Below are 19,457 nucleotides of genomic sequence, written 5' to 3' on the forward strand. Positions count from 1 at the left end.
AAATCGAATGCGGGCTTGCCCGCTCCTTTCGCTCACAGCCGGCGAAACGTCAGATAATGTGGCACCCGGCCTTCACGCAGCGCCTTTTGCTCATAGCGTGTGGAAATCCAGTCATCCCAAGGGGTACGCCAGTCACCGGGCCGTTCTGCCAGCCATTCAAACCCGAACTTCGGCACTTCTTCCAAAGTCTGGCGCACATAATCCTCAATATCCGTTGCCACGCGGAAAATACTGCCAGGCTTCAGCGCCCGCGCCAATGGCACCAGATGCTCTTCGGTCACAAAACGGCGCCGGTGATGGCGCGATTTCGGCCATGGGTCAGGATACAGCAGGAATGCCCGGTCAATCGAGGCTTCGGGCAGAACATCAAACATGTCCCGCACATCATTGGGATAAACCGCAACATTCTCGACGCCGGCCTTGCGGATCTTGCCCAGCAACATCGCCACCCCGTTGATATAGGGTTCGCAGCCGATGATACCGACCTCTGGGTTGGATGCCGCCTGATGCACCATATGCTCGCCGCCGCCAAAGCCGACCTCAAGCCAGACCGGTTTGCCGTCAAACAGCGTCTCCAGATCCAGCGGGGTCCGCTGCGGATTATCCTCCCAGGACACCGGCCCGGGCGACAGCCCCTCCAGATCCTCGGCCAGATAGCTGCGCTGAGCGGGTTTCAGAGTCTTGCCTTTAAGGCGACCATAAAAATTGCGGTGGGGGCGTGTGGGTGTCGTCATGGCGGGGGCTTTAGCCTGCGCCGCGCCGCGCTGCAATGGTCTGCTTGGGGTGTGATGCATTTCCCAAGGCCCTGACAGATCAAAGCAGAAGGCGAAAGCCCTGACAATCCTTAGCAAATTCGGGGCCCGTGGCACAAAACCTTAACACCCGGTTAAGCCAGATATCCTACAACATCACCAGCTTTGCCACAAAGGACAACCTCATGCCCGCCCCCCAGATCACCTATCCATCGCCGCTTACGCCCCTTTCAAACACCCCGCCCCTTGAGGTGTTGATCCTTGATGATGAACGTTTTGACCGGCATCGGCTGGCCCGGCTATGCTCAGGGCTGGAATTTCCCTGCGCCATCAGCAACGCCACCTCACTTACGGAGTTTCAGGACCTGCTGGCACAAACCACATTCGGGCTGATCCTCCTTGATTACGCCCTGCCCGATGGCACCGGCCTTGAGGCGCTGAACATGATGCACCTCTGCGCCCGCAACCTCAACACACCGGCCCTTATGGTATCCGGTCTGGCGGAAAGCGGCATCATGGATCAAGCAGAAGCTGCCGGTTGCTATCGCTTCCTTGAGAAAGACACGCTCTCTTCTGAGGCTTTCGCCTGTGCCGTCAAGGATGCGCTGACCCTCACCGTACCACTGGTGGCCAGCGATTCAGCAAGGTTTGAAAGTGCTGAGGTTGAACAGCTTCTGGCCCGCGCCGTGGCGCTTTATGCGCAGGACATCAAACCCATGGTCAGCCGCCTGATGCGGCAAATGCGCAACCTGCGGGCCCAGCAACCGCTGGACGACGCCCCCGCCAGCCATGCCGCTGAGCAGAATTGTCTGAGCCTCTGGTCATTCCTGATCGAGATGGAGCGTCAGGACGGGGCAACCCTCCTGGCCAATGTCACCCGCACTGCGCCCACTGGGACACCCGCGCCCCCCGAACCGAAATCCAGCAAACCGCCGTCACCTTTCAGCGCACCGCGCCATTAAGACAGACAGGGGCAGCCGGCCCCTGTCCGCGATATCTTGCGAACAAGGAGGCTGTTAAACCTCAGCCTTCAGCTTGGCTGCAAGGTCCAGCCTTTCCCATGAGAAACCGCCATCATCGTCGGGCGCACGCCCAAAGTGACCATAGGCCGCCGTACGCTGATAAATCGGTTTGTTCAGTTGCAGATGTTCACGGATGCCACGCGGGGTCAGGCTCATCACCTTGCGGATCGCGCGCTCGACCTCCGCATCATCCACTTCGCCTGTCCCAAAGGTATCGCAATAGATCGACAGCGGTTCAGACACGCCAATGGCATAGCTCAGCTGAATGGTGCATTTGCTTGCCATCCCCGCCGCAACGACATTCTTTGCCAGATAGCGTGCAGCATAGGCGGCAGAACGGTCAACCTTGGTCGGGTCCTTGCCGGAAAATGCACCGCCGCCATGCGGGGCAGCCCCGCCATAGGTATCCACAATGATCTTGCGCCCGGTCAGCCCGGCATCACCATCTGGGCCACCGATGACAAAGACGCCCGTCGGGTTCACATGCCATTTGGTGTCCTTGTCGATCCAGCCATCAGGCAATACTTCGCGGATGTAGGGTTCGACGATATCGCGGATATCGGCACTGGTCTGATCTTCCGAGGCATGCTGCGTCGAAAGGACAATAGACGACACACCCACCGGTTTGCCATTCTCATAGCGGACAGACAGCTGGCTTTTGGCGTCCGGGCGCAACGTCGACTCCGTGCCGTCCTTGCGCACCTCTGCCAGACGCCGCAGGATTGCATGGGCATAATGGATCGGTGCCGGCATCAGATGCTCGGTTTCATCCGTGGCAAAACCAAACATGATGCCCTGATCGCCAGCGCCTTCGTCCTTGTTGCCACTGGCATCAACACCCTGGGCGATATGGGCGGATTGTTCGTGCAGTAGGTTGGTGATCTCTACCGTCTCGTGATGGAATTTATCCTGCGCGTATCCGATGTCCTTGATACAGGCGCGGGCAATGTCCTCGATCTGGCCCATGTACTGCGTCAGCTTGGCCTGATCACTCAGCCCGACTTCGCCGCCGATCACCACGCGATTGGTGGTCGCAAAGGTCTCTGCGGCAACCCGCGCTTCGGGCTCTTCGCTGAGAAATGCATCAAGCACAGCGTCGGAAATACGGTCACAGACCTTGTCAGGGTGACCTTCCGAAACGGATTCGGAGGTGAAAATATAGTTCTGTCGGGACATATCTGCTCCAGTAAAAAATGAAATGCCACGTCAGGAAGCCGTTGTGACATCGTTCGCGCTGGCTTAACGCCCTAACCTCATAGAGGTCAATTCTTAAGCCCGCCCTCACGGCTTCGTGCGCTGATTGACGCCGCGACGAGTCCCAGAAGCAACACAATCGCAAAGGGCAAATCACCTGCACGGCTATAGATCGTCGGGGCCAGCGGTTGGGGCAATGCGGCGTCAACGAATCCCGCCTGATTCAGCGGCAGGCTGGCCAACAAGCGACCATAAGGGTCGATCATTGCGGAAATGCCGGTGTTTGCCGCGCGCGCCAGGGGCAGGCCCTGTTCGATTGCGCGCATCCGTGCCTGTGCCAGATGCTGGCGCGGGCCAGCGGCCTTGCCAAACCACGCATCATTGGTGATCTGGATCAGAAAGTCAGGACGTTCAGTGGCCGCATTTGCATCATGGGGAAACACCGCCTCATAGCAGATCAGGGGCAAGGCGCGGCCCATCTCGCCAAAATCCAGCACCTGCGCGCCGGGACCAGCGGCATACCCACCTAGCGCCCGCTGGGCGAGGCCAAACACACCGACACGGGCAAAGAAATTGGCGAAAGGCATGTATTCCCCGAAGGGCACAAGGTGATGTTTGTCATAGGTCTGTGCCACGTTTCCCACCCGGTCCAGCACAACCATGGAGTTGAAGTAGTTCTGCGCATCGCGCCGCTGCACGCCAAGGGCCACAGGTGCCGTGCCACCTGCCTGTGCAATCTGATCAAGTGCCGGTGCTGCCAGATCCAGCACCCATGGGATCGCGGTTTCCGACCACAGGACCAGATCAGGTGCGGGATCACCTTCCTTGGGAAGGGCGGCCGTAAGGCCAAGCTGGCGGTCAAAAAAGACAGGTATCTGCGCCGGATCCCATTTTACGCGCTGCGCCGCATTGGGCTGGATCAGGCGAATAGTATGCGCGGTCAATCTGGCATCGGGAGACATCACCGGCAGGGTCACAGCCCCCAAGCCCAGCAAAACCGCCCCAAAACGCAGGGTGCGGCTGGCCCAATCCTGTGCACTCTGGCTGACTGCCACGGCAACCGCAACCATCAGCAGGTTCAGCGCATAGGGCCCGATCCACGCCAAAGCCTGCCCGCCGCTGGTGTCCACCAGAGACTGAGAGATCATCGCCCATGGGAAACCGGTGAACAGATAGCCACGGATCAATTCGACAGCAGGCAGGGTCAAAACCACCGCCCAGGACGTTTCGCGGCTTAGCCGGCGCGCACCCCAGAAGGCCAGCCCCCAGAACAAGGCCAGACCCGCCGCCAGAAACAACAGTGCAAAAGGAGCCATCCAGCCATGGCGGGCTACATCAACCATAAAGGGCGATACGATCCAATGCAGCGCATGGGCGAAATACCCGGTACCAAAAGCCCAGCCAAACAATGCCGCCTGCCGCAGGGATTTTGCCTGTGCAAAGAAATAAAGCGCCCCCGCAAGGGCGACCATCAGGATCAGCGGCTGATCATATGGGGCCTGCCCAAAGGCCGCAATCACACCCAGCGCCGCCGCAAGGCAAGGCTGCCGCCACCCCGTCAAACGGGGTGTCACCCGTTGGCCCCGTTGGTGCGCACCCGCAAGCGTTTGATGCGGCGCGGGTCGGCATCAATGACCTCGAATTCAGGGCCATCTGGATGCAGGACCACCTCGCCCCGTGTCGGCACCCGCCCGGACAGCATAAAGACCAGCCCGCCCAAAGTGTCGATTTCTTCCTCGTCGACATCATCGTGGTCGGTCAGGGAATGGCCAATCTCTGCCTCGAAATCCTCGAGCGGGGTTTTTGCCAATGCCAGATAGGTGCCGGGCTTCTCAATGCTCCAGAAGGTTGCCTCATCGACGTCATGTTCGTCTTCGATTTCACCAATCACCTGTTCAATCAGGTCTTCGATGGTGACCAACCCGTCAACCCCGCCATATTCGTCGATCACCAAGGCCATATGACGCCGTTCGGCTTGCATTTTGGTCAACAGGACGCCGATGCCCATGGACGGGGGGACAAACAACAAGGGGCGCAGCAAGGCGGGCAGATCAAAATCCTTGGGCTTGCCGTTGAACCCGTATTGCAGCGCCAGATCCTTGAGGTGGGCCATGCCGACAGGGGTGTCCAATGTGCCGTCAAAGACCGGCAGACGTGTCAGACCGCTTTCTTTGAAGACGGCGACCAGTTCCTCCATGGTGATGCTGACCGGCACAGCTGTGATTTCGGCCTTGGGGATCGACACATCGTCGACCCGCATCCGGCGCAGGTTCATCATGCCACGCGCCGACACCCGATCAACGGGAAGCGGCGTCATTTCCGACGCTAGATCCCCCTCGGAAGGACTGAGTGCGCCAATGACACGTGAGAAAAAGCCGCCCGTTTTCGAGGCCGCATCGTCTGGTGAAGCAGTGTTTTCATCCGGTTGCGCGCTTTGCGCCGCGTCAGATGGTCCGTCGTTGTCGCCCATTGGGTCCTGTCATGTAAAATAACGGCCGTTGCCGTCTACGATTCTCTATATGGGTCATCCAACCCCAATTTGCCAAGTATTTCGACTTCGAGCCCTTCCATCAAGGCTGCATCTTGCTCAGTTTCGTGATCATACCCAAGCAAATGAAGGGTGCCGTGGATGATCAGATGGGTCACATGCTCGGCGATATCTTTGCCCGCAGCGCGGGCTTCGGCGGCGCAGGTGTCATAGCTGATGGCGATATCGCCCAGTTCAATCATGCCGCCCGGATCGGGTTCAGGCGGCCTCGGCTGACCGCCAGCGCTCATCGCGGCACGCTCTTCACTGGGCCAGCTGAGGACATTTGTCGGCCTGGCCTTGGCCCGGAATTCCGCGTTGAGAGCGGCAATGCGGGCATCATCACAGGCAAGGATGCTGATTTCAGCATCCAGTGGCAGGGTAAGCCGGTTTAGCGTGGTTCTGATCGCCCTCTCGCATAGCGCCTCCATATCAAGGGCGGCCCAGCGGGGGTCATCTATGTCGATGTCCATGTTCTACATTTAACGTCTTCTTTTGGGGCTCTGCCCCGTCAGCAAAGCTGACTCCCCGCAGGATATAAGGCCAAAAAGAGCAAGAAAGAGCGGCGTCATGAGGCGCTGCTATCTGCCTCATAAGCCTCGATGATGGCAGCAACCAGAGGGTGGCGGACCACATCCTTGGAGGTGAAATAATTGAAGCTGATCTTCGGGATCTTGTTCAGCAGGCGTTCGGCATCGGCAAGTCCCGAAGGCACCCCGCGCGGCAGGTCGATCTGCGTGCGGTCCCCGGTGATCACCATGCGCGATCCCTTGCCAAGACGGGTCAGGAACATCTTCATCTGCATCGACGTGGCATTTTGCGCCTCGTCCAGCACCACAAAGGCATTGGAGAGGGTCCGCCCCCGCATGAAGGCCAAAGGCGCGATTTCGATGCGTTTTTCCTCGATCAGCTTGGCCAGCTGCTTGCCCGGCAGAAAATCGTTCAGCGCGTCATAAAGCGGCTGCATATAGGGGTCGACCTTGTCTTTCATGTCCCCCGGCAGGTAGCCAAGTTTCTCGCCGGCCTCGACCGCGGGGCGGCTGAGGATGATTTTGTCCACATGTCCACCGATGAACATATTAATCCCCACGGCAACAGCCAGGTACGTCTTGCCGGTACCCGCCGGGCCGATGCCAAAGGTCAATTCATCATCAAACAATGCTTTGACATAGGCTTTTTGCGCATCGGTGCGCGGCTCGACCCGTTTTTTGCGGGTCTGGATTTCAAGAGTATCGCCAACCGGCATTTCAAGCTGGCCGCCAACCTGTGGCCGCGTGCCGGACTTTGGCCGCTCCATACGCAACAGGCTTTCGACCTCCGCCGGGGTGACCTTGCGCCCGCTTTCCAGACGGGCATAGAGCGTGTTCAGCGCCGCCTCGGCCTGTTGCTGGCTTTCTACCTCGCCCAGAATGCTAAGGTGGTTACCGCGCCGGATGATCTGGACCGACAGCGCCTTTTCGATGGCAGCCAGATGCGCGTCATAGGCACCGCAAAGATCGATCAGCAGACGGTTGTCGGCGAACTCAAGCACAACAGGTTCAGCTGCGGGAGAGGCCGTGATTTGGTCGCTAGGGGGCAAAGGAAGCTCCTTGGAATAGGACGGTTATTAGGCAGGTAGGGACAAACGCCGGAAAAAACACCCTTAGAACGCAGAAAGGGCCGGGGCGTAAAACACCCCGGCCCGACATTGCTGAGATTTCAGCCAAAATCAGTTTGGATCCGGAATGTTAGAGCCGCCTTTGAAATCGCCTACCGTGTGGGTGGGTGGTGCAACGCCAGAGCAGACCGGCTTGCCGTATTTGTCCAGACGGGCCGACAGGTAGCCCTCAACGCCATCATCGATGATCCAGTGGTCACAGCCATTCGGATCGACCCAGATGCCGGCCTGAAGCGTGCTCAGGTGGTGGCTGTTGATGCCGCGGTCGACAGATTTGTCAGAGGGCAGCCCCTGAAACGGCACACCGGTTTCGACATCACCGCAAGCGGAGAGCCCGACAGCACAGGCGAACACGGTTAGGATTTTTGTATTGATCACGACAGGTCCCCTTAACGAATGCAGATGATTTCGACGCGGCGGTTTTTGGCCATCCCTTGCGCAGAATTATTGGCAGCGACCGGCTGGCGTTCGCCATAGCCGCGCACATCCGCGATACGCGCCCCGTTTGCAACGGCGATCGCGGCAACCGCATTGGCCCGGTTATAGCTGAGCTTCATGTTATAAGCGTCAGAGGCGCGGCTGTCGGTATGGCCGGTGATGATATAGGAGACAGCGCCGGTTTTCTTGAAGAACTCTGACAGGCGTGCCTTGCCGGACTTGTGGATGCGATAGCTGTTGGTGGCAAAGAACTGATCCGAATTCATCACCCCACAAACATTACCACGGCGGCACACCGGGATACCCTGACGGGTGGTATGCGGTGTCATGTACCCTTCGGCACCATCGTCCATCACCCAATGCTCACAGCCATCGGGATCAACCCAGATCGTCGGGGTGTAGACACCCTTGTCCCGTCCCTGCTGAGAGCGGGTTTGTGCATCGGCAGTTGTTGGCGCAAAAGCCATCGGCATCGCAATCGCGACTGCAAGTGACAGGCTCGCCACCGCGCGGATTGCTTTGGAGATTGTGTTCACCACAGCATTTTCCTTTTTCTGTTCCCCACAGAAGGCATGTCCGACACCAAGGCTGGCCACCCCCCACTTCACTTTCCACGATAGGTAATATTTAGCGGGCTGTGAAGCGCTGTTCTCTACATTTAGTGGTTAAATACAGGGATAGCGTATCGAAATATGGCAAAAATGTGGCAAACCCGCATCAGATGCCCCACAACGCCCTATGGTTGTACGCCGGATTTACACTGCGCGCGCAGTCAGCGAGTTGGTTTTTGCATCCACGATTCTGACATTCACGATATCGCCGATCTGTGCTGTGCAATCGTCGATATGCACAGAATGCAGGTATTCCGATTTACCCAGCATCTGCCCGGCTTCGCGGCCTGCCCGTTCGATCAACACGGAGACATCGCGCCCGACCATGCTGTTCTGGATTTCGCGTTGATGGCCGGTGATCAGCGCCTGCAAACGTTGCAGGCGTGCGTCGGCCACATCCGCATCGACAAGGGCACGTTCCGCAGCCGGGGTGCCCGGACGGGTCGAGTATTTGAAGGAATAGGCGTAGCCGTATTTCACTTCGCGCACCAGATCCATTGTCGCCTCAAAATCGGCATCGGTTTCTTCAGGGAAGCCGACGATGAAATCACCGGAGAGGATAATGTCGGGTCGCGCCGCGCGAATCCGTTCCAACAACCGCAAGTAGCTGTCCGCCGTATGGCTGCGGTTCATCCGCTTCAAGATACGGTCAGAGCCCGATTGCACCGGCAGATGCAGATAAGGCATCAATTCGGGCACTTCGCCATGGGCCGCAATCAAATCATCATCCATGTCATTGGGATGGCTGGTGGTATAACGAATTCGCTCCAGCCCGTCGACCTTGGCCAAGGCGCGGATCAACTGGGCAAGTGTCATGTCACCCGTATCCCCTGCCCCGTGATAGGCATTTACGTTCTGGCCCAGCAAAGTCACTTCGCGCACGCCACGTTCGACCAGATCGCGGGCCTCCTGCAAGACCCGGCTGGCCGGACGGCTGACCTCGGCACCGCGGGTATAGGGCACAACGCAGAAGGCGCAGAATTTGTCGCACCCTTCCTGAACCGTCAAAAACGCCGCCGGGGCGCGTTTCGCCTTGGGGCGCGATTTCAAATGTTCGAATTTGTCTTCCTCGGGGAAATCCGTGTCCAGCGCGGTTTCGCCCTTGCGCACACGGGTCTCCATCTCTGGCAGCCGGTGATAGCTTTGCGGGCCAACCACCAGATCAACGGCGGGCTGGCGGCGCATGATCTCTTCGCCTTCGGCCTGCGCCACACATCCGGCAACCCCGATTTTCAGATCCGGGTTCAACTCTTTCAGCGGTTTCAGGCGGCCCAGCTCGGAATAGACCTTTTCCGCAGCTTTCTCGCGGATATGGCAGGTGTTGAGCAGAATCATATCTGCATCTTCGGCCTGCTTGGTCTCGACATAGCCCTGCCCGCCCAGCGCCTCGGCCATGCGTTCACTGTCATAGACATTCATCTGACAGCCATAGGTCTTGATAAACAGCTTTTTAGGCGCGGTCATGGCATCGGTCCAACTGGTGCAGAAAATCAAAGGCGGCATAACAGGGCCACCGATCGCTTGCAATGCACGCCGATTTAACCGATTCTGTTCTAAAACGCGCCAACAAGAGGCCCCATGCAGTACCCCAGCCTATCGCAGATGATCACAGCAGAGGCCGCGACCCTTGCCAAAGGGCCACTGGCCGTTGTCATGATCGAAGATGATGTAGAGGTCGCCACCTCCCTGCGCCATCATCAACAGATGGGATTTTCCGTCGTGATCGCGCTGATGCCGGCTGTGTTCGACCTGCCCCGTGACCTTGAGGAAACCATCATCCGCGTGGATTACAACATGTCCGCTGACCACGCGATGGAACAGGCGATCAACGCGCTGATGGAACCGGCAGCCGGGCAATGGGTCTTTTATTGCTATAATGCGGAGTTCTTTTTCTTCCCGTTTTGTGAAACGCGCAATGTGGTCGAAATGCTGGCCTTTCACACCGAAGAGCGGCGCGATGCGATGCTGGCCTATGTGATCGACCTTTATTCCGACGATCTGGATTTGCATCCAAATGCTGTGTCACTAGACAACGCCCATATGGACCGTTCGGGGTATTATGCACTGGCACGGCCCGATGCCGACAACCATAGCCACCCCAAGGAACGGCAACTGGATTTCTTTGGCGGGCTGCGCTGGCGTTTTGAGGAACATGTGCCAAAGCTGCGCCGCAAAATTGACCGCATTCCACTGTTTCGCGCCAAGAAGGGGCTGAAAATCCGCTGGGATCACACGTTTTCAGATGAGGAATACAATACCTATGCCTGCCCGTGGCATCATAACATCACCGCAGCGATCTGTTCGTTTCGCACCGCAAAGGCGCTGAAGAGCAATCCGGGCAGCAAGTTCGAGATCGACAGCTTCAAATGGCACAATTCCTCGCCTTTTGAATGGCATTCGCGCCAGTTGCTTGATCTGGGACTGATGGAACCGGGGCAGTGGTTTTAACCAAGCGAAACAACCGGTTCCCATCCGGCACCTTGCGTGAAAAAACAGCGCTGGATTTTTCCAACGCTGCCTCTCGATCAAATGATCACTTGGCCTTTTCCTGAACCTTCAGTTCTTTGGACAATTCGACGATCTGCTCTTCCCCGATTTTATACAGCTCGGTCATTCTCTTGATCAGCGCGTCGATCTCTTTCGCGTCTTCATTCGCCTTGATCTCGGACTTCATCTTGGTTGATGCGGTCTTGGCGTCCTTGGCCCATGGTTTGAGTTTCTTGACCAGTAGTTCGGTCTTTTTGATGTAACCCTTGGCGGCTTTCAGGTCTCCTTCTTCAAGCAAGAGCCATGCAGAGTCACAAAGACCACTAAGAGATTTCTCATCTTTCTTAAGCCGCTTTTCGGTCGCCGCGCGGTTCTTGGCAGTCAGAGGCTCCGGGAACTCCTTGGGCGTCACCGCCTCAATGGCCTGTTTCACAATGGCATCATTGGTGCGTTTGGGGATCATCCCGTACATCACGACAAAGCCTTCCAGCCCGCCATAGGTCTTTTCCGCCTTGGTGATATCAGCCAGGGCCTTGCGCGCCTCATCCATGTCCTTTTTGACCGTCTTATCGGGCTTGCCCCCGGCCTTCTTCAGGTCTTTTTCGGCCAGGGCGATCTGCTTTTCCAGATCCTTTCGGATTACCGTTGCCTCGTCCTGAAACTTCTTGAATTCAGCCAGCCCCGCACGATGCTTTTTCAGCGCAGCTTCCCATGTCTTGCGCGGGCCAGCCGCATCCTTGTGTTTGAGGAAATCGTCGGTTTTCTTGCCGGCCATACCGCCCAGCTTGATCTCCTGAATTGCCTCTTGCAGCTTGTCTTCCTTGGCCCATGTATCATCCAGGTTGGATAACAGAGTCTTTTTTATCTTATCCGCCGCTGCCGGCGAATATTTCTTAAGCTTGTCTTTGATCTTTTTCGTAACGTGGATTTTTAGCTTCTCAACTTCTTTGGACATAATAAATTTCCTTGGGCTTTGGTCGAAATAGACCATGCTAAAAGCTCAACCCTAGGAGCAAACTTTGCTCAAAAGCAAGCTATAATCGTTAATTTACTGGGGGTGCGACGACAATAAGAGGAACCGGACTGAGCGCAATTTTTGCCCCGCCTGCAAGTCATGACCGGGAAAGGGCGGTGATGTGGGGCCGCGATTGGCAATGCGGCGCACTACACTGTTGCGCAGGGTATCAACCTGATCAGCAAACAGCCCCTTGATCAGCACAACGCCATCAAGCTGATAAGTATCATTGTCATTTTGGGTCTGAATGGATGGGACAAGCCCATGGGTGGGGTTTACCCCGCCACCTCTTTGCGCCGCAGGCGGATCACCACATCGACGCTTGCAATCTCGGCACCGGCAGGCGCGTCCGGAAGGCCGGAAATCACCAATTGCTCGGCTGGCGCATCGGTCAGTTTCCCATCGTCTTCCCAGTAGAAATGCGGGTGGTCGTGGGTATTGGTATCAAAATAGCTTTTGGATCCGTCAACCGTCACCTCCTGCAACAACCCAGCGCCACAAAAGGCACGCAGCGTGTTATAAACAGTGGCCAAAGACACCGCATCACCCTGCCCTTTAGCCGCGTCAAACAGGCTTTCTGCCGTGACATGCCGATGCTGGCCATCGCCTACCAGAAGGCTGGCCAAAGTCACCCGTTGACGGGTCGGCCGCACACCGGCCTGTTCCAGCCAGCGGATACCGTTTTCCTGAAGGGTCTGCGTCATGGATCGCTCCGTTACGTGTTGACCGGTAATATAGGGCCTTTTGCGAGTTGTTTTCAATTCGAAAACCAAAAACTGGCATTAGAGTGCATCATTGTTCAATTATACGCAGGCATAAACCCGATTTTCAGGCCCCGTGAATGGGGCAACTTCGCCTCTTCAACCGGTTTGGCCGCGTTGTGCAGGGTGCAAGCTGCCTCTATGATCCAAATATGAACATCGCTGCTCTATTTGCCCCTGATCATGAACTCGCAGCACATCTTTTGCGGCTGCTGGATGGCCAAGCAACTGACAGCGCACATGATCGAGCACATCTTTTGCGTGTCTGGCAGAACGTCAGGAAAATTTCAAAGATCGAAGGTGGTGACCTCACGGTTCTGACAGCGGCCACCCTGATGCATGATCTTATACATGTCCCCAAAGATTCACCGGATCGCGCGAATGCCTCGCAGCGCGCTGCTGATGCCGCAGGCGCAGTGTTGGCCGCGCTGAGCTGGCCTGAACAGCAGGTATCGGCAGTCAAACATGCCATTGCCGCACATAGTTTTTCGGCAGGCATCCCGCCCAGAACGCTGGAAGCACGGATTTTGCAGGACGCCGACCGGCTTGACGCCTTGGGCCACATCGGCATCGCCCGGTGCCTTGCCGTTTCAGGCGCATTGAACCGACCGCTTTACGACCCGCTTGATCCACAAGCGCAATCGCGCAAGCTGGATGACAGTGCCTATGCAATCGATCATTTTCAGACAAAGCTCTTGCGGCTGGCGGGAAAGTTTCAAACCCAAACCGGGCGCGCGCTGGCTGATAAACGCCATGCAGTTCTTAAACAATTTTACGATGGCTTCATCAGCGAGGTTTCATTGCGCTGATCAGATGATCCAAGGGGGAGGTTATGGCGCTCTCTTGCGATAAGGCGGCGCACAATGTAGACCGCCCCGAAGATCACATTCCGTCAGGAGAACCCTACGCATGGCCGACTACCCCACCAGCTTTGACAAGGAAGCACTGTTGAAATGCGCCGCAGGCGAGTTGTTTGGACCTGGTAACGCGCAGCTTCCTGCACCGCCCATGTTGATGATGGACCGGATCACTGATGTCTCAGGCGATGGCGGGGCGCATGGCAAAGGGCATATTACAGCAGAATTCGACATCACGCCGGACCTTTGGTTCTTTGACTGTCACTTTCCCGGCAACCCGATCATGCCGGGTTGTCTGGGGCTCGACGGCCTCTGGCAACTGACCGGTTTCAACCTTGGCTGGCGCGGTTGGCAGGGGCGTGGTTACGCCCTTGGTGTGGGCGAAGTGAAACTAACCGGCATGGTCCGTCCAGAGCGCAAGATGTTGACCTATAAGATTGATTTCACCAAAGCGATCCAAACCCGCCGCCTGACCATGGGCGTCGCCGACGGTATCGTTGAGGCCGACGGTGAGGTGATTTATCAGGTCACCGGTATGAAAGTTGCCCTGAGCGAGAGCTGAACCACGGCGCGGCAGGGAGACCTGCCGCCCGGTTACATGTGTTGCATGAAGTATTGCCAGAACCTTGCTGTAAACTTAAGGTTTGCTAAGAGATAAAGACATTTTTTGAATGCGGCCCTTAACCGCGGAGCGACAGCAAATGGCCACGGCCCACGTCTTGATTGCCGATATTACCGGCAGCACAAGCCTGTATGATAGATTGTCCGATCAAGACGCTTTGGCGCAGGTTAGCGCGATTCTGGCGCAGATGCGCACGATCATCGAAGACAACGGCGGGCATTGTGTCAAATCACAGGGCGACGATACGCTCAGCTTTTTCACCGATGCCGCCAGCGCCTTTTCCGCAGCCCGCGAGATGATACAGGCCGATTGGGGTGAGGGTCTGGGCGTGCATGCCGGTGCCCATTGCGGGGATGTGCTAAGTCAGGATTCCGACATCTACGGTGACGCGGTAAACACCGCCGCGCGACTGGCCGCCTTGGCCAAACCCGGTGAGGTGCTGATTGGTGATACGGTTTTTGAACAACTGGCCACCCCTTTGCAGGCGCTATTTGTCTCAATGGGTGGGGTAAAACTAAAAGGCAAACGCAACGCGACGCGGGTGCATTCCTTTGCCGTCAGTGACCTGTCCACGCAGACCGTTCTGTTTGGCATGAAAGACTCTCCCATTGGGCCGCGCACCGAATCTGCGGTGCTTACCTGCGGATCCGAGGAATGGCCGCTGCTGGATGGGGAAAGCGTCATGGTCGGACGGTCATCCGATTGTCAGGCGGTGCTGGAACACCCTTGGGTGTCGCGCAAACACGGCGTTTTCGAACTGCGCAGCGCACAGCTGGAATATACCGATCACAGTTCCTCCGGCAGCACGGTAATCACCTCGGGCGGGCAGGAATATACCCTGCAACGCCGCTCCATGTTGCTGAGCGGTGAAGGCATGGTACTGGTCGGCACCCGCGACAAAACCGTCGCCAGTTCGATCATCCGCTACAGCACCAATGATCTGGTGCCAGACTAGCATAATGCGCCTGAGCCCCCCGTTACAATCCTGCTAACCGCTTGCACCGCCAAGCCTTGCCGTCCTAGATAGACAGGAAAGTAATTAGGGAGAGCAGCCCATGCGCCGCGTCAATCCAGAGGTTTGTTCATGAAACGAGTCGTCGTCACAGGTCTGGGCATCGTTTCCTCAATCGGGAACAACGCCGAAGAAGTCACCGCCGCCCTGAAGGCAGGCACATCGGGCATCGAGGCATGCCCCGAGATGACAGAGCACGGCTTTCGCAGTCAGATCGCGGGCACGCTGAAGATCAATGTCGCGGATCACATCGACAAACGCACCCTGCGGTTCATGGGACAGGGTGCCGCCTATGCCTATCTTGCCATGGAACAGGCGATTGCCGATGCCGGTCTGGACGAGAGCATCATTTCAAACCCGCGCACCGGGTTGATTGCCGGGTCCGGCGGCCCGTCCACTTCGGCAATGAAGGCTGCACATGATGTGGTCGACAAGACCGGCGCGACCAAGCGGATCGGGCCCTTCGCCGTACCGAAATGCATGTCCTCCACGATCAGTGCCAACCTGTCGACGGCGTTCAAGATCAAGGGCATCAACTATTCCATCACCTCGGCCTGTTCGACCTCTCTGCATTGCATCGGCTCTGCCGCAGAACAGATCATGCTGGGCAAACAGGACGTGATGTTTGCTGGCGGCGGCGAAGAACTCGACTGGACCCTGTCCTGTCTGTTTGACGCCATGGGCGCGATGAGCAGCAAATATAACGACACGCCGTCAAAGGCATCCCGTGCCTTTGACGCCAACCGCGATGGTTTTGTGATCACCGGTGGTGGCGGCATGGTGGTGCTGGAAGATCTGGACCATGCGCTGGCACGCGGCGCCACGATCTATGCTGAGGTGACTGGTTTTGCTGCGACTTCTGACGGGCACGACATGGTGGCCCCTTCTGGCGAGGGCGGCACCCGCGCCATGCAGCTGGCATTGGAAACGCTGCCCGAAGGGCGCAAGGTCAGCTATATCAACGCGCATGGCACCTCGACGCCGGTGGGAGACGTGGGCGAGATCGAAGCAGTGCGTCGTGTGTTCGGCCAAGGGTCAACACCACCGGTCAGCTCAACCAAATCAATGACCGGCCACGGCCAGGGGGCAGCAGGCGCGATGGAAGCGATCTTCTGTTTGCTGATGCTCAAGGATGATTTCATCACGCCCTCGATCAATGTGGAGACATTGGACCCCGCGCTGGACCCTTCCGAGATTGCCACCACCCGTGTGGACAATGCCGGGCTTGATTCCGTCATGACCAATTCCTTTGGGTTTGGCGGCACCAACGGATCAATGATCCTGTCGAAATACAACGGATAGGATTTCAGAATGTCTGATCTGCTTAAGGGAAAACGCGGCCTGATCATGGGTGTCGCCAACGAACGTTCCATTGCCTGGGGCATTGCCAAAGCGATGGCAGATGCCGGGGCGGAACTGGCCTTCACCTATCAGGGAGAGGCCTTTGGCAGCCGGTTGAAACCGCTGGCCGAAAGCGTCGGGTCGGATTTTATGGTCGATGTGGATGTGACCGATGATGCGTCACTTGATGCAGCATTTGAACAGCTGGGCGCGCGCTGGCCGACGATTGATTTTGTCGTGCATGCTATTGCGTTTTCAGACAAATCCGAACTGACCGGCCGTTTCCTGAACACCAGCCGTGCGAATTTCAAACACTCGCTGGATATCTCCGCCTATAGTTTCATCGAGATCGCGCGGCGCGCCCATCCGATGATGGTCGAGAATGGCGGCACCTTGATGACCTTGACCTATCAGGGATCAAACCGGGTGGTGCCGAATTATAACGTAATGGGCGTGGCCAAGGCAGCGCTTGAAAGTGCGACACGTTACCTTGCCAATGACCTTGGACCCGAAGGCATCCGCGTCAACGCGATTTCTCCTGGCCCGATGAAAACCCTTGCCGGTGCGGCGATTGGCGGCGCACGCAAGACCTATAAGCACACAGGCCAGAACGCCCCGATGCGGGAAAACGCGACACTGGAAGCTGTGGGGGGGACGGCGGTCTATCTGGCGTCAGATGCCGGGGCTTGCACCACTGGCGAGATCATCCGCGTAGACGGCGGGTTTCATGTACTGGGCATGCCGCAGCAAGAGTATCTTTGAAGCATTGAACCTTGGCAGGGGTTGAACGCCACTGCCAGCGCGGTGACGTGAGTGTGGACAGTATATAGGGCCAAAAAGAGGAGGGGCGTGGTGGCGCACCGTCTTCTGGCAGGCTTTGAAACAAGGTTCAGCGCAGCGGCGGGGTCTGCCAGAGCCAGATCTTCATGCCGCCATGGGCAATCGGCGGGCCCAGAGGTTTCCATGGCAGGCCAGTGGCCTTGGCCAGTGCCGGTTCGGATGTCACCAGCCCCACACGCCAGCCTTTGAAGTGGGCCAGCATCGTCGCGCCAAAAGAGCCGTAAAGCGCATAGAGCAGTTTCTTATTACCGATCCGCCCACCATAGGGCGGGTTCACCATGACCAATCCGGCAGGGCCTTCGGGCGGGCGGACCTCGGCAGCGCCGTGGCAGGTAAAGGTGGTGCAATCAGCCACCCCTGCCCGCACCGCATTGGCCGTGGCATTGCGCACCGCCCCAGCATCGCGGTCAGAACCAAAGAACATCGCAGGTGGTTGGGTTTGCGCCCCTGTGGCCCGCAGTGTTTCGAAAGCCACCGGATCAAAAGAGGCCAGTTTTTCAAAGGCAAAGCTGCGGCTGCGCCCCGGTTGCAGGCCGGCGGCAATTTCGGCGGCTTCGATCACAAAGGTCCCCGAGCCACACATCGGATCGACCAGCGGTTCCCTACCGGTGTAGCCACATTGACGCAGCATCAGTGCCGCGAGGTTCTCGCGCATTGGCGCTTTCCCAACCGCTTCTTTATGGCCGCGCACATGCAGCGCCTCGCCTGTGGTATCCAGACTGATGGACACCTGATTGTCGTGGATACGCACCTTCACCACCATCTCGGCCTCTGGCGACAGGGTGATGCCATGGCTCTCGACCAGGGCTCGTTCAATGCGTTCCGATGCCGCCTTGGCGTGGTAGATCTTGGAGGCTTTGCATGTCACTTGCACACGCACCGGTGTATCCGCGCGCAGCACCGCGCCCCAGTCAAACTTGCGCGCGCGTTTGTCCAGCTGGGCCAGATGGAAGGCCATGAAAGAGCCGACCCGCGCCAACACGCGCACCGCGCCGCGCAGGTTCAGGTTGGCGCGCCAGACGTCCGGCCAATGGCCCATCACCGTCACACCGCCGGGACCAGCAAGGGGGGTGGTGAAGCCCTGCTCGATGACTTCTTCCAACAGGACCGGTTCCAGACCGGGGGCGCAAACGAGAAATATCTCAAAGGGATCAGGGGTGTTCATCTGTCCTCTTTAGAGGCAATGATCGACAGGCAGAAGCGCCGTTTTGTGGCGAAGCTCTCTAAAGGTCACAGATTTTGTGAAACGGTCACGATTTTGCCAGCATCCCCCGCTAAATGCCGCCCATGAGCTTTCGCGAGATATATGCCAATGAGGTGCTTGAGCAGCGCCGTACACGTGCCCAGCGGGCGCGGTTCTGGGGCAAGGTGGTTAGCCTTGTCCTTATGTTGACGATTGCCGTGACCCTGCGCACCGAACCGCAGCTGCGCCGCGCCTTGATCTCTGCGGCCATGGCGGGGGCGATGCAGGTGACGGGCCGGTCTGTACCCGCCGCCACGCCTGATCTGCCGGAAAGGTTCCAAGACGGATTTCAAGCCATGTCCGCCCGTACGCCTGCCCCTGCGCCTGCGCCTGCCAACAGCACGGGGATACGTGATCGGATCAAGGTCAACCGCCCCGGTGCCGCACTGGCCCCGACCCCGGCGCAGATTGACATGCAGGCCGTTGCACAGGAGCTGCAGAACAACCTCTCCAGTCACAGACTGAACGGGGGTTAAGGCCCGGCCTGAACGGCCGGACCCGAAACGCGGTTATCCCGCAATCGACATCAATTCGATATCGAACTGTAGATCCTTGCCCGCCAGCGGGTGATTTGCATCAAGGGTCACTGTTGCCTCGTCCAACTCCACCACCATCACCGGCATCGCCTGACCGTCCGGCGTTTGCATTTCCAGCGTTGTGCCCACTTCGATGGCCAGATCCGCCGGAATACCTTCGCGCGGGATCGCCTGTCGCATTTCAGGGTTCAGCGGGCCGTAAGCATCGGCACAGGCGATCTGGACGGTTTTCTTGTCACCCACACTCATGCCCGGCAGGGCAACGTCAAGACCCGGAATGATCTGGCCGGACCCAACCTGAAATTCCAGCGGGTCGCGCCCCTCGGAACTGTCAAAAGTGGTGCCGTCCAGCAAGGTGCCGGTATAATGAATAGCAACAGTATCGCCTGATTTAACTTCAGTCATTGGTGTCTCCGAAATTTGGGGAATGAAAGGAGGCCACGTATCTGCGCAGGTGCTCCGGTTTGGGGCGCAACCTGTCAAAGCCCCCGCATGATGTAAACCCCGCCGCTTATTGCAGGGCTGTTTGGTACAATTTCGGG

General features: G+C 57.8%; 21 protein-coding genes and 1 riboswitch. Of the genes, 8 read left to right on the plus strand and 13 right to left on the minus strand.

What is annotated here, in order from left to right:
- Window positions 1-32: 32 nt before the first annotated feature.
- Window positions 33-734, minus strand: a complete 702-nt coding sequence (trmB, locus tag QQL78_RS11450) for a tRNA (guanine(46)-N(7))-methyltransferase TrmB (RefSeq protein WP_284373521.1) — start codon at window positions 732-734, stop codon at window positions 33-35.
- 203 nt (window positions 735-937) lie between these two features.
- Between trmB and QQL78_RS11455 the strand changes: the two genes are divergently transcribed.
- On the plus strand, window positions 938-1,714 hold the full coding sequence (locus QQL78_RS11455) for a response regulator (protein ID WP_284373523.1): 777 nt from the start codon (window positions 938-940) through the stop codon (window positions 1,712-1,714).
- Between the two features lie 54 nt (window positions 1,715-1,768).
- Here QQL78_RS11455 and metK read toward each other — a convergent pair whose 3' ends face one another.
- The 8 genes from metK to miaB form a co-directional block, all read right to left on the minus strand.
- Window positions 1,769-2,950 carry a methionine adenosyltransferase gene (gene metK, locus QQL78_RS11460; RefSeq protein WP_284373525.1) on the minus strand — a complete coding sequence of 394 codons (1,182 nt, stop codon included), beginning with the start codon at window positions 2,948-2,950 and terminating at the stop codon, window positions 1,769-1,771.
- Between the two features lie 3 nt (window positions 2,951-2,953).
- Window positions 2,954-3,003: riboswitch (SAM-SAH riboswitch) on the minus strand.
- 33 nt (window positions 3,004-3,036) lie between these two features.
- Window positions 3,037-4,542 (minus strand): apolipoprotein N-acyltransferase, encoded by a 1,506-nt coding sequence (lnt, locus tag QQL78_RS11465; protein ID WP_284373527.1) that lies wholly within the window; start codon window positions 4,540-4,542, stop codon window positions 3,037-3,039.
- The gene (locus QQL78_RS11470; RefSeq protein ID WP_284373529.1) at window positions 4,539-5,438 is read right to left on the minus strand and encodes a hemolysin family protein; all 900 of its coding nucleotides are present in this window, start codon (window positions 5,436-5,438) and stop codon (window positions 4,539-4,541) included. Before QQL78_RS11470 ends, lnt begins: the two co-directional genes overlap by 4 nt.
- 35 nt (window positions 5,439-5,473) lie before the next feature.
- Window positions 5,474-5,968: an rRNA maturation RNase YbeY gene (gene ybeY, locus QQL78_RS11475; protein ID WP_284373531.1), complete on the minus strand. Its 495-nt coding sequence runs from the start codon at window positions 5,966-5,968 to the stop codon at window positions 5,474-5,476.
- Between the two features lie 95 nt (window positions 5,969-6,063).
- Complete coding sequence (locus QQL78_RS11480; protein WP_284373533.1) at window positions 6,064-7,074, minus strand: PhoH family protein; 1,011 nt, start codon at window positions 7,072-7,074, stop codon at window positions 6,064-6,066.
- Window positions 7,075-7,203: 129 nt separating this feature from the next.
- Window positions 7,204-7,530 (minus strand): hypothetical protein, encoded by a 327-nt coding sequence (locus QQL78_RS11485; protein WP_284373535.1) that lies wholly within the window; start codon window positions 7,528-7,530, stop codon window positions 7,204-7,206.
- Window positions 7,531-7,541: 11 nt separating this feature from the next.
- Window positions 7,542-8,129 carry an OmpA family protein gene (locus QQL78_RS11490; protein ID WP_284373536.1) on the minus strand — a complete coding sequence of 196 codons (588 nt, stop codon included), beginning with the start codon at window positions 8,127-8,129 and terminating at the stop codon, window positions 7,542-7,544.
- 216 nt (window positions 8,130-8,345) lie between these two features.
- Window positions 8,346-9,665, minus strand: coding sequence for a tRNA (N6-isopentenyl adenosine(37)-C2)-methylthiotransferase MiaB (miaB, locus tag QQL78_RS11495; protein ID WP_284373538.1), 1,320 nt, complete (start codon window positions 9,663-9,665; stop codon window positions 8,346-8,348).
- Window positions 9,666-9,779: 114 nt separating this feature from the next.
- Between miaB and QQL78_RS11500 the strand changes: the two genes are divergently transcribed.
- Window positions 9,780-10,649 carry a hypothetical protein gene (locus QQL78_RS11500; protein ID WP_284373540.1) on the plus strand — a complete coding sequence of 290 codons (870 nt, stop codon included), beginning with the start codon at window positions 9,780-9,782 and terminating at the stop codon, window positions 10,647-10,649.
- An 85-nt stretch (window positions 10,650-10,734) separates the two neighbouring features.
- Here the strand turns inward: QQL78_RS11500 and QQL78_RS11505 are convergent, their stop codons facing one another.
- Window positions 10,735-11,643, minus strand: a complete 909-nt coding sequence (locus QQL78_RS11505) for a hypothetical protein (RefSeq protein ID WP_284373542.1) — start codon at window positions 11,641-11,643, stop codon at window positions 10,735-10,737.
- A gap of 335 nt (window positions 11,644-11,978) precedes the next feature.
- Window positions 11,979-12,407, minus strand: a complete 429-nt coding sequence (gene irrA / locus QQL78_RS11510; protein ID WP_284373544.1) for an iron response transcriptional regulator IrrA — start codon at window positions 12,405-12,407, stop codon at window positions 11,979-11,981.
- 137 nt (window positions 12,408-12,544) lie between these two features.
- Between irrA and QQL78_RS11515 the strand changes: the two genes are divergently transcribed.
- The 5 genes from QQL78_RS11515 to QQL78_RS11535 all read left to right on the plus strand — a co-directional run bounded on the left by QQL78_RS11515 (window position 12,545) and on the right by QQL78_RS11535 (window position 17,058).
- The gene (locus tag QQL78_RS11515; protein WP_284373546.1) at window positions 12,545-13,273 is read left to right on the plus strand and encodes an HD domain-containing protein; all 729 of its coding nucleotides are present in this window, start codon (window positions 12,545-12,547) and stop codon (window positions 13,271-13,273) included.
- A gap of 100 nt (window positions 13,274-13,373) precedes the next feature.
- Entirely contained in the window at window positions 13,374-13,883 is a 510-nt protein-coding gene (gene fabA, locus QQL78_RS11520; RefSeq protein WP_284373548.1) for a bifunctional 3-hydroxydecanoyl-ACP dehydratase/trans-2-decenoyl-ACP isomerase, read from the plus strand.
- A gap of 109 nt (window positions 13,884-13,992) precedes the next feature.
- Window positions 13,993-14,898 (plus strand): adenylate/guanylate cyclase domain-containing protein, encoded by a 906-nt coding sequence (locus QQL78_RS11525; protein WP_284373550.1) that lies wholly within the window; start codon window positions 13,993-13,995, stop codon window positions 14,896-14,898.
- Between the two features lie 129 nt (window positions 14,899-15,027).
- Window positions 15,028-16,257, plus strand: a complete 1,230-nt coding sequence (fabB, locus tag QQL78_RS11530) for a beta-ketoacyl-ACP synthase I (protein ID WP_284373552.1) — start codon at window positions 15,028-15,030, stop codon at window positions 16,255-16,257.
- 9 nt (window positions 16,258-16,266) lie between these two features.
- The gene (locus QQL78_RS11535; RefSeq protein ID WP_284373554.1) at window positions 16,267-17,058 is read left to right on the plus strand and encodes an enoyl-ACP reductase FabI; all 792 of its coding nucleotides are present in this window, start codon (window positions 16,267-16,269) and stop codon (window positions 17,056-17,058) included.
- Window positions 17,059-17,185: 127 nt separating this feature from the next.
- Here QQL78_RS11535 and QQL78_RS11540 read toward each other — a convergent pair whose 3' ends face one another.
- Window positions 17,186-18,301, minus strand: coding sequence for a THUMP domain-containing class I SAM-dependent RNA methyltransferase (locus tag QQL78_RS11540; protein WP_284373555.1), 1,116 nt, complete (start codon window positions 18,299-18,301; stop codon window positions 17,186-17,188).
- A 122-nt stretch (window positions 18,302-18,423) separates the two neighbouring features.
- Here QQL78_RS11540 and QQL78_RS11545 point away from each other — a divergent pair, with 122 nt between their 5' ends.
- The gene (locus QQL78_RS11545; RefSeq protein ID WP_284373557.1) at window positions 18,424-18,855 is read left to right on the plus strand and encodes a hypothetical protein; all 432 of its coding nucleotides are present in this window, start codon (window positions 18,424-18,426) and stop codon (window positions 18,853-18,855) included.
- A 33-nt stretch (window positions 18,856-18,888) separates the two neighbouring features.
- Here QQL78_RS11545 and QQL78_RS11550 read toward each other — a convergent pair whose 3' ends face one another.
- On the minus strand, window positions 18,889-19,320 hold the full coding sequence (locus QQL78_RS11550; protein ID WP_284373559.1) for an FKBP-type peptidyl-prolyl cis-trans isomerase: 432 nt from the start codon (window positions 19,318-19,320) through the stop codon (window positions 18,889-18,891).
- Between the last annotated feature and the right edge of the window lie 137 nt (window positions 19,321-19,457).

It is taken from the genome of Sulfitobacter pacificus (genome assembly GCF_030159975.1).
GTDB lineage: Bacteria > Pseudomonadota > Alphaproteobacteria > Rhodobacterales > Rhodobacteraceae > Sulfitobacter > Sulfitobacter pacificus.

What these genes read in the sequence shown, in the direction of transcription:
- trmB (WP_284373521.1), bottom strand. Translation starts at nt 734, where the DNA reads ATGACGACACCCACACGCCCCCACCGCAATTTTTATGGTCGCCTTAAA.
- QQL78_RS11455 (WP_284373523.1), top strand. Translation starts at nt 938, where the DNA reads ATGCCCGCCCCCCAGATCACCTATCCATCGCCGCTTACGCCCCTTTCA.
- metK (WP_284373525.1), bottom strand. Translation starts at nt 2,950, where the DNA reads ATGTCCCGACAGAACTATATTTTCACCTCCGAATCCGTTTCGGAAGGT.
- QQL78_RS11470 (WP_284373529.1), bottom strand. Translation starts at nt 5,438, where the DNA reads ATGGGCGACAACGACGGACCATCTGACGCGGCGCAAAGCGCGCAACCG.
- ybeY (WP_284373531.1), bottom strand. Translation starts at nt 5,968, where the DNA reads ATGGACATCGACATAGATGACCCCCGCTGGGCCGCCCTTGATATGGAG.
- miaB (WP_284373538.1), bottom strand. Translation starts at nt 9,665, where the DNA reads ATGACCGCGCCTAAAAAGCTGTTTATCAAGACCTATGGCTGTCAGATG.
- QQL78_RS11500 (WP_284373540.1), top strand. Translation starts at nt 9,780, where the DNA reads ATGCAGTACCCCAGCCTATCGCAGATGATCACAGCAGAGGCCGCGACC.
- QQL78_RS11505 (WP_284373542.1), bottom strand. Translation starts at nt 11,643, where the DNA reads ATGTCCAAAGAAGTTGAGAAGCTAAAAATCCACGTTACGAAAAAGATC.
- irrA (WP_284373544.1), bottom strand. Translation starts at nt 12,407, where the DNA reads ATGACGCAGACCCTTCAGGAAAACGGTATCCGCTGGCTGGAACAGGCC.
- QQL78_RS11515 (WP_284373546.1), top strand. Translation starts at nt 12,545, where the DNA reads ATGGGGCAACTTCGCCTCTTCAACCGGTTTGGCCGCGTTGTGCAGGGT.
- fabA (WP_284373548.1), top strand. Translation starts at nt 13,374, where the DNA reads ATGGCCGACTACCCCACCAGCTTTGACAAGGAAGCACTGTTGAAATGC.
- QQL78_RS11525 (WP_284373550.1), top strand. Translation starts at nt 13,993, where the DNA reads ATGCGGCCCTTAACCGCGGAGCGACAGCAAATGGCCACGGCCCACGTC.
- fabB (WP_284373552.1), top strand. Translation starts at nt 15,028, where the DNA reads ATGAAACGAGTCGTCGTCACAGGTCTGGGCATCGTTTCCTCAATCGGG.
- QQL78_RS11535 (WP_284373554.1), top strand. Translation starts at nt 16,267, where the DNA reads ATGTCTGATCTGCTTAAGGGAAAACGCGGCCTGATCATGGGTGTCGCC.
- QQL78_RS11540 (WP_284373555.1), bottom strand. Translation starts at nt 18,301, where the DNA reads ATGAACACCCCTGATCCCTTTGAGATATTTCTCGTTTGCGCCCCCGGT.
- QQL78_RS11545 (WP_284373557.1), top strand. Translation starts at nt 18,424, where the DNA reads ATGAGCTTTCGCGAGATATATGCCAATGAGGTGCTTGAGCAGCGCCGT.
- QQL78_RS11550 (WP_284373559.1), bottom strand. Translation starts at nt 19,320, where the DNA reads ATGACTGAAGTTAAATCAGGCGATACTGTTGCTATTCATTATACCGGC.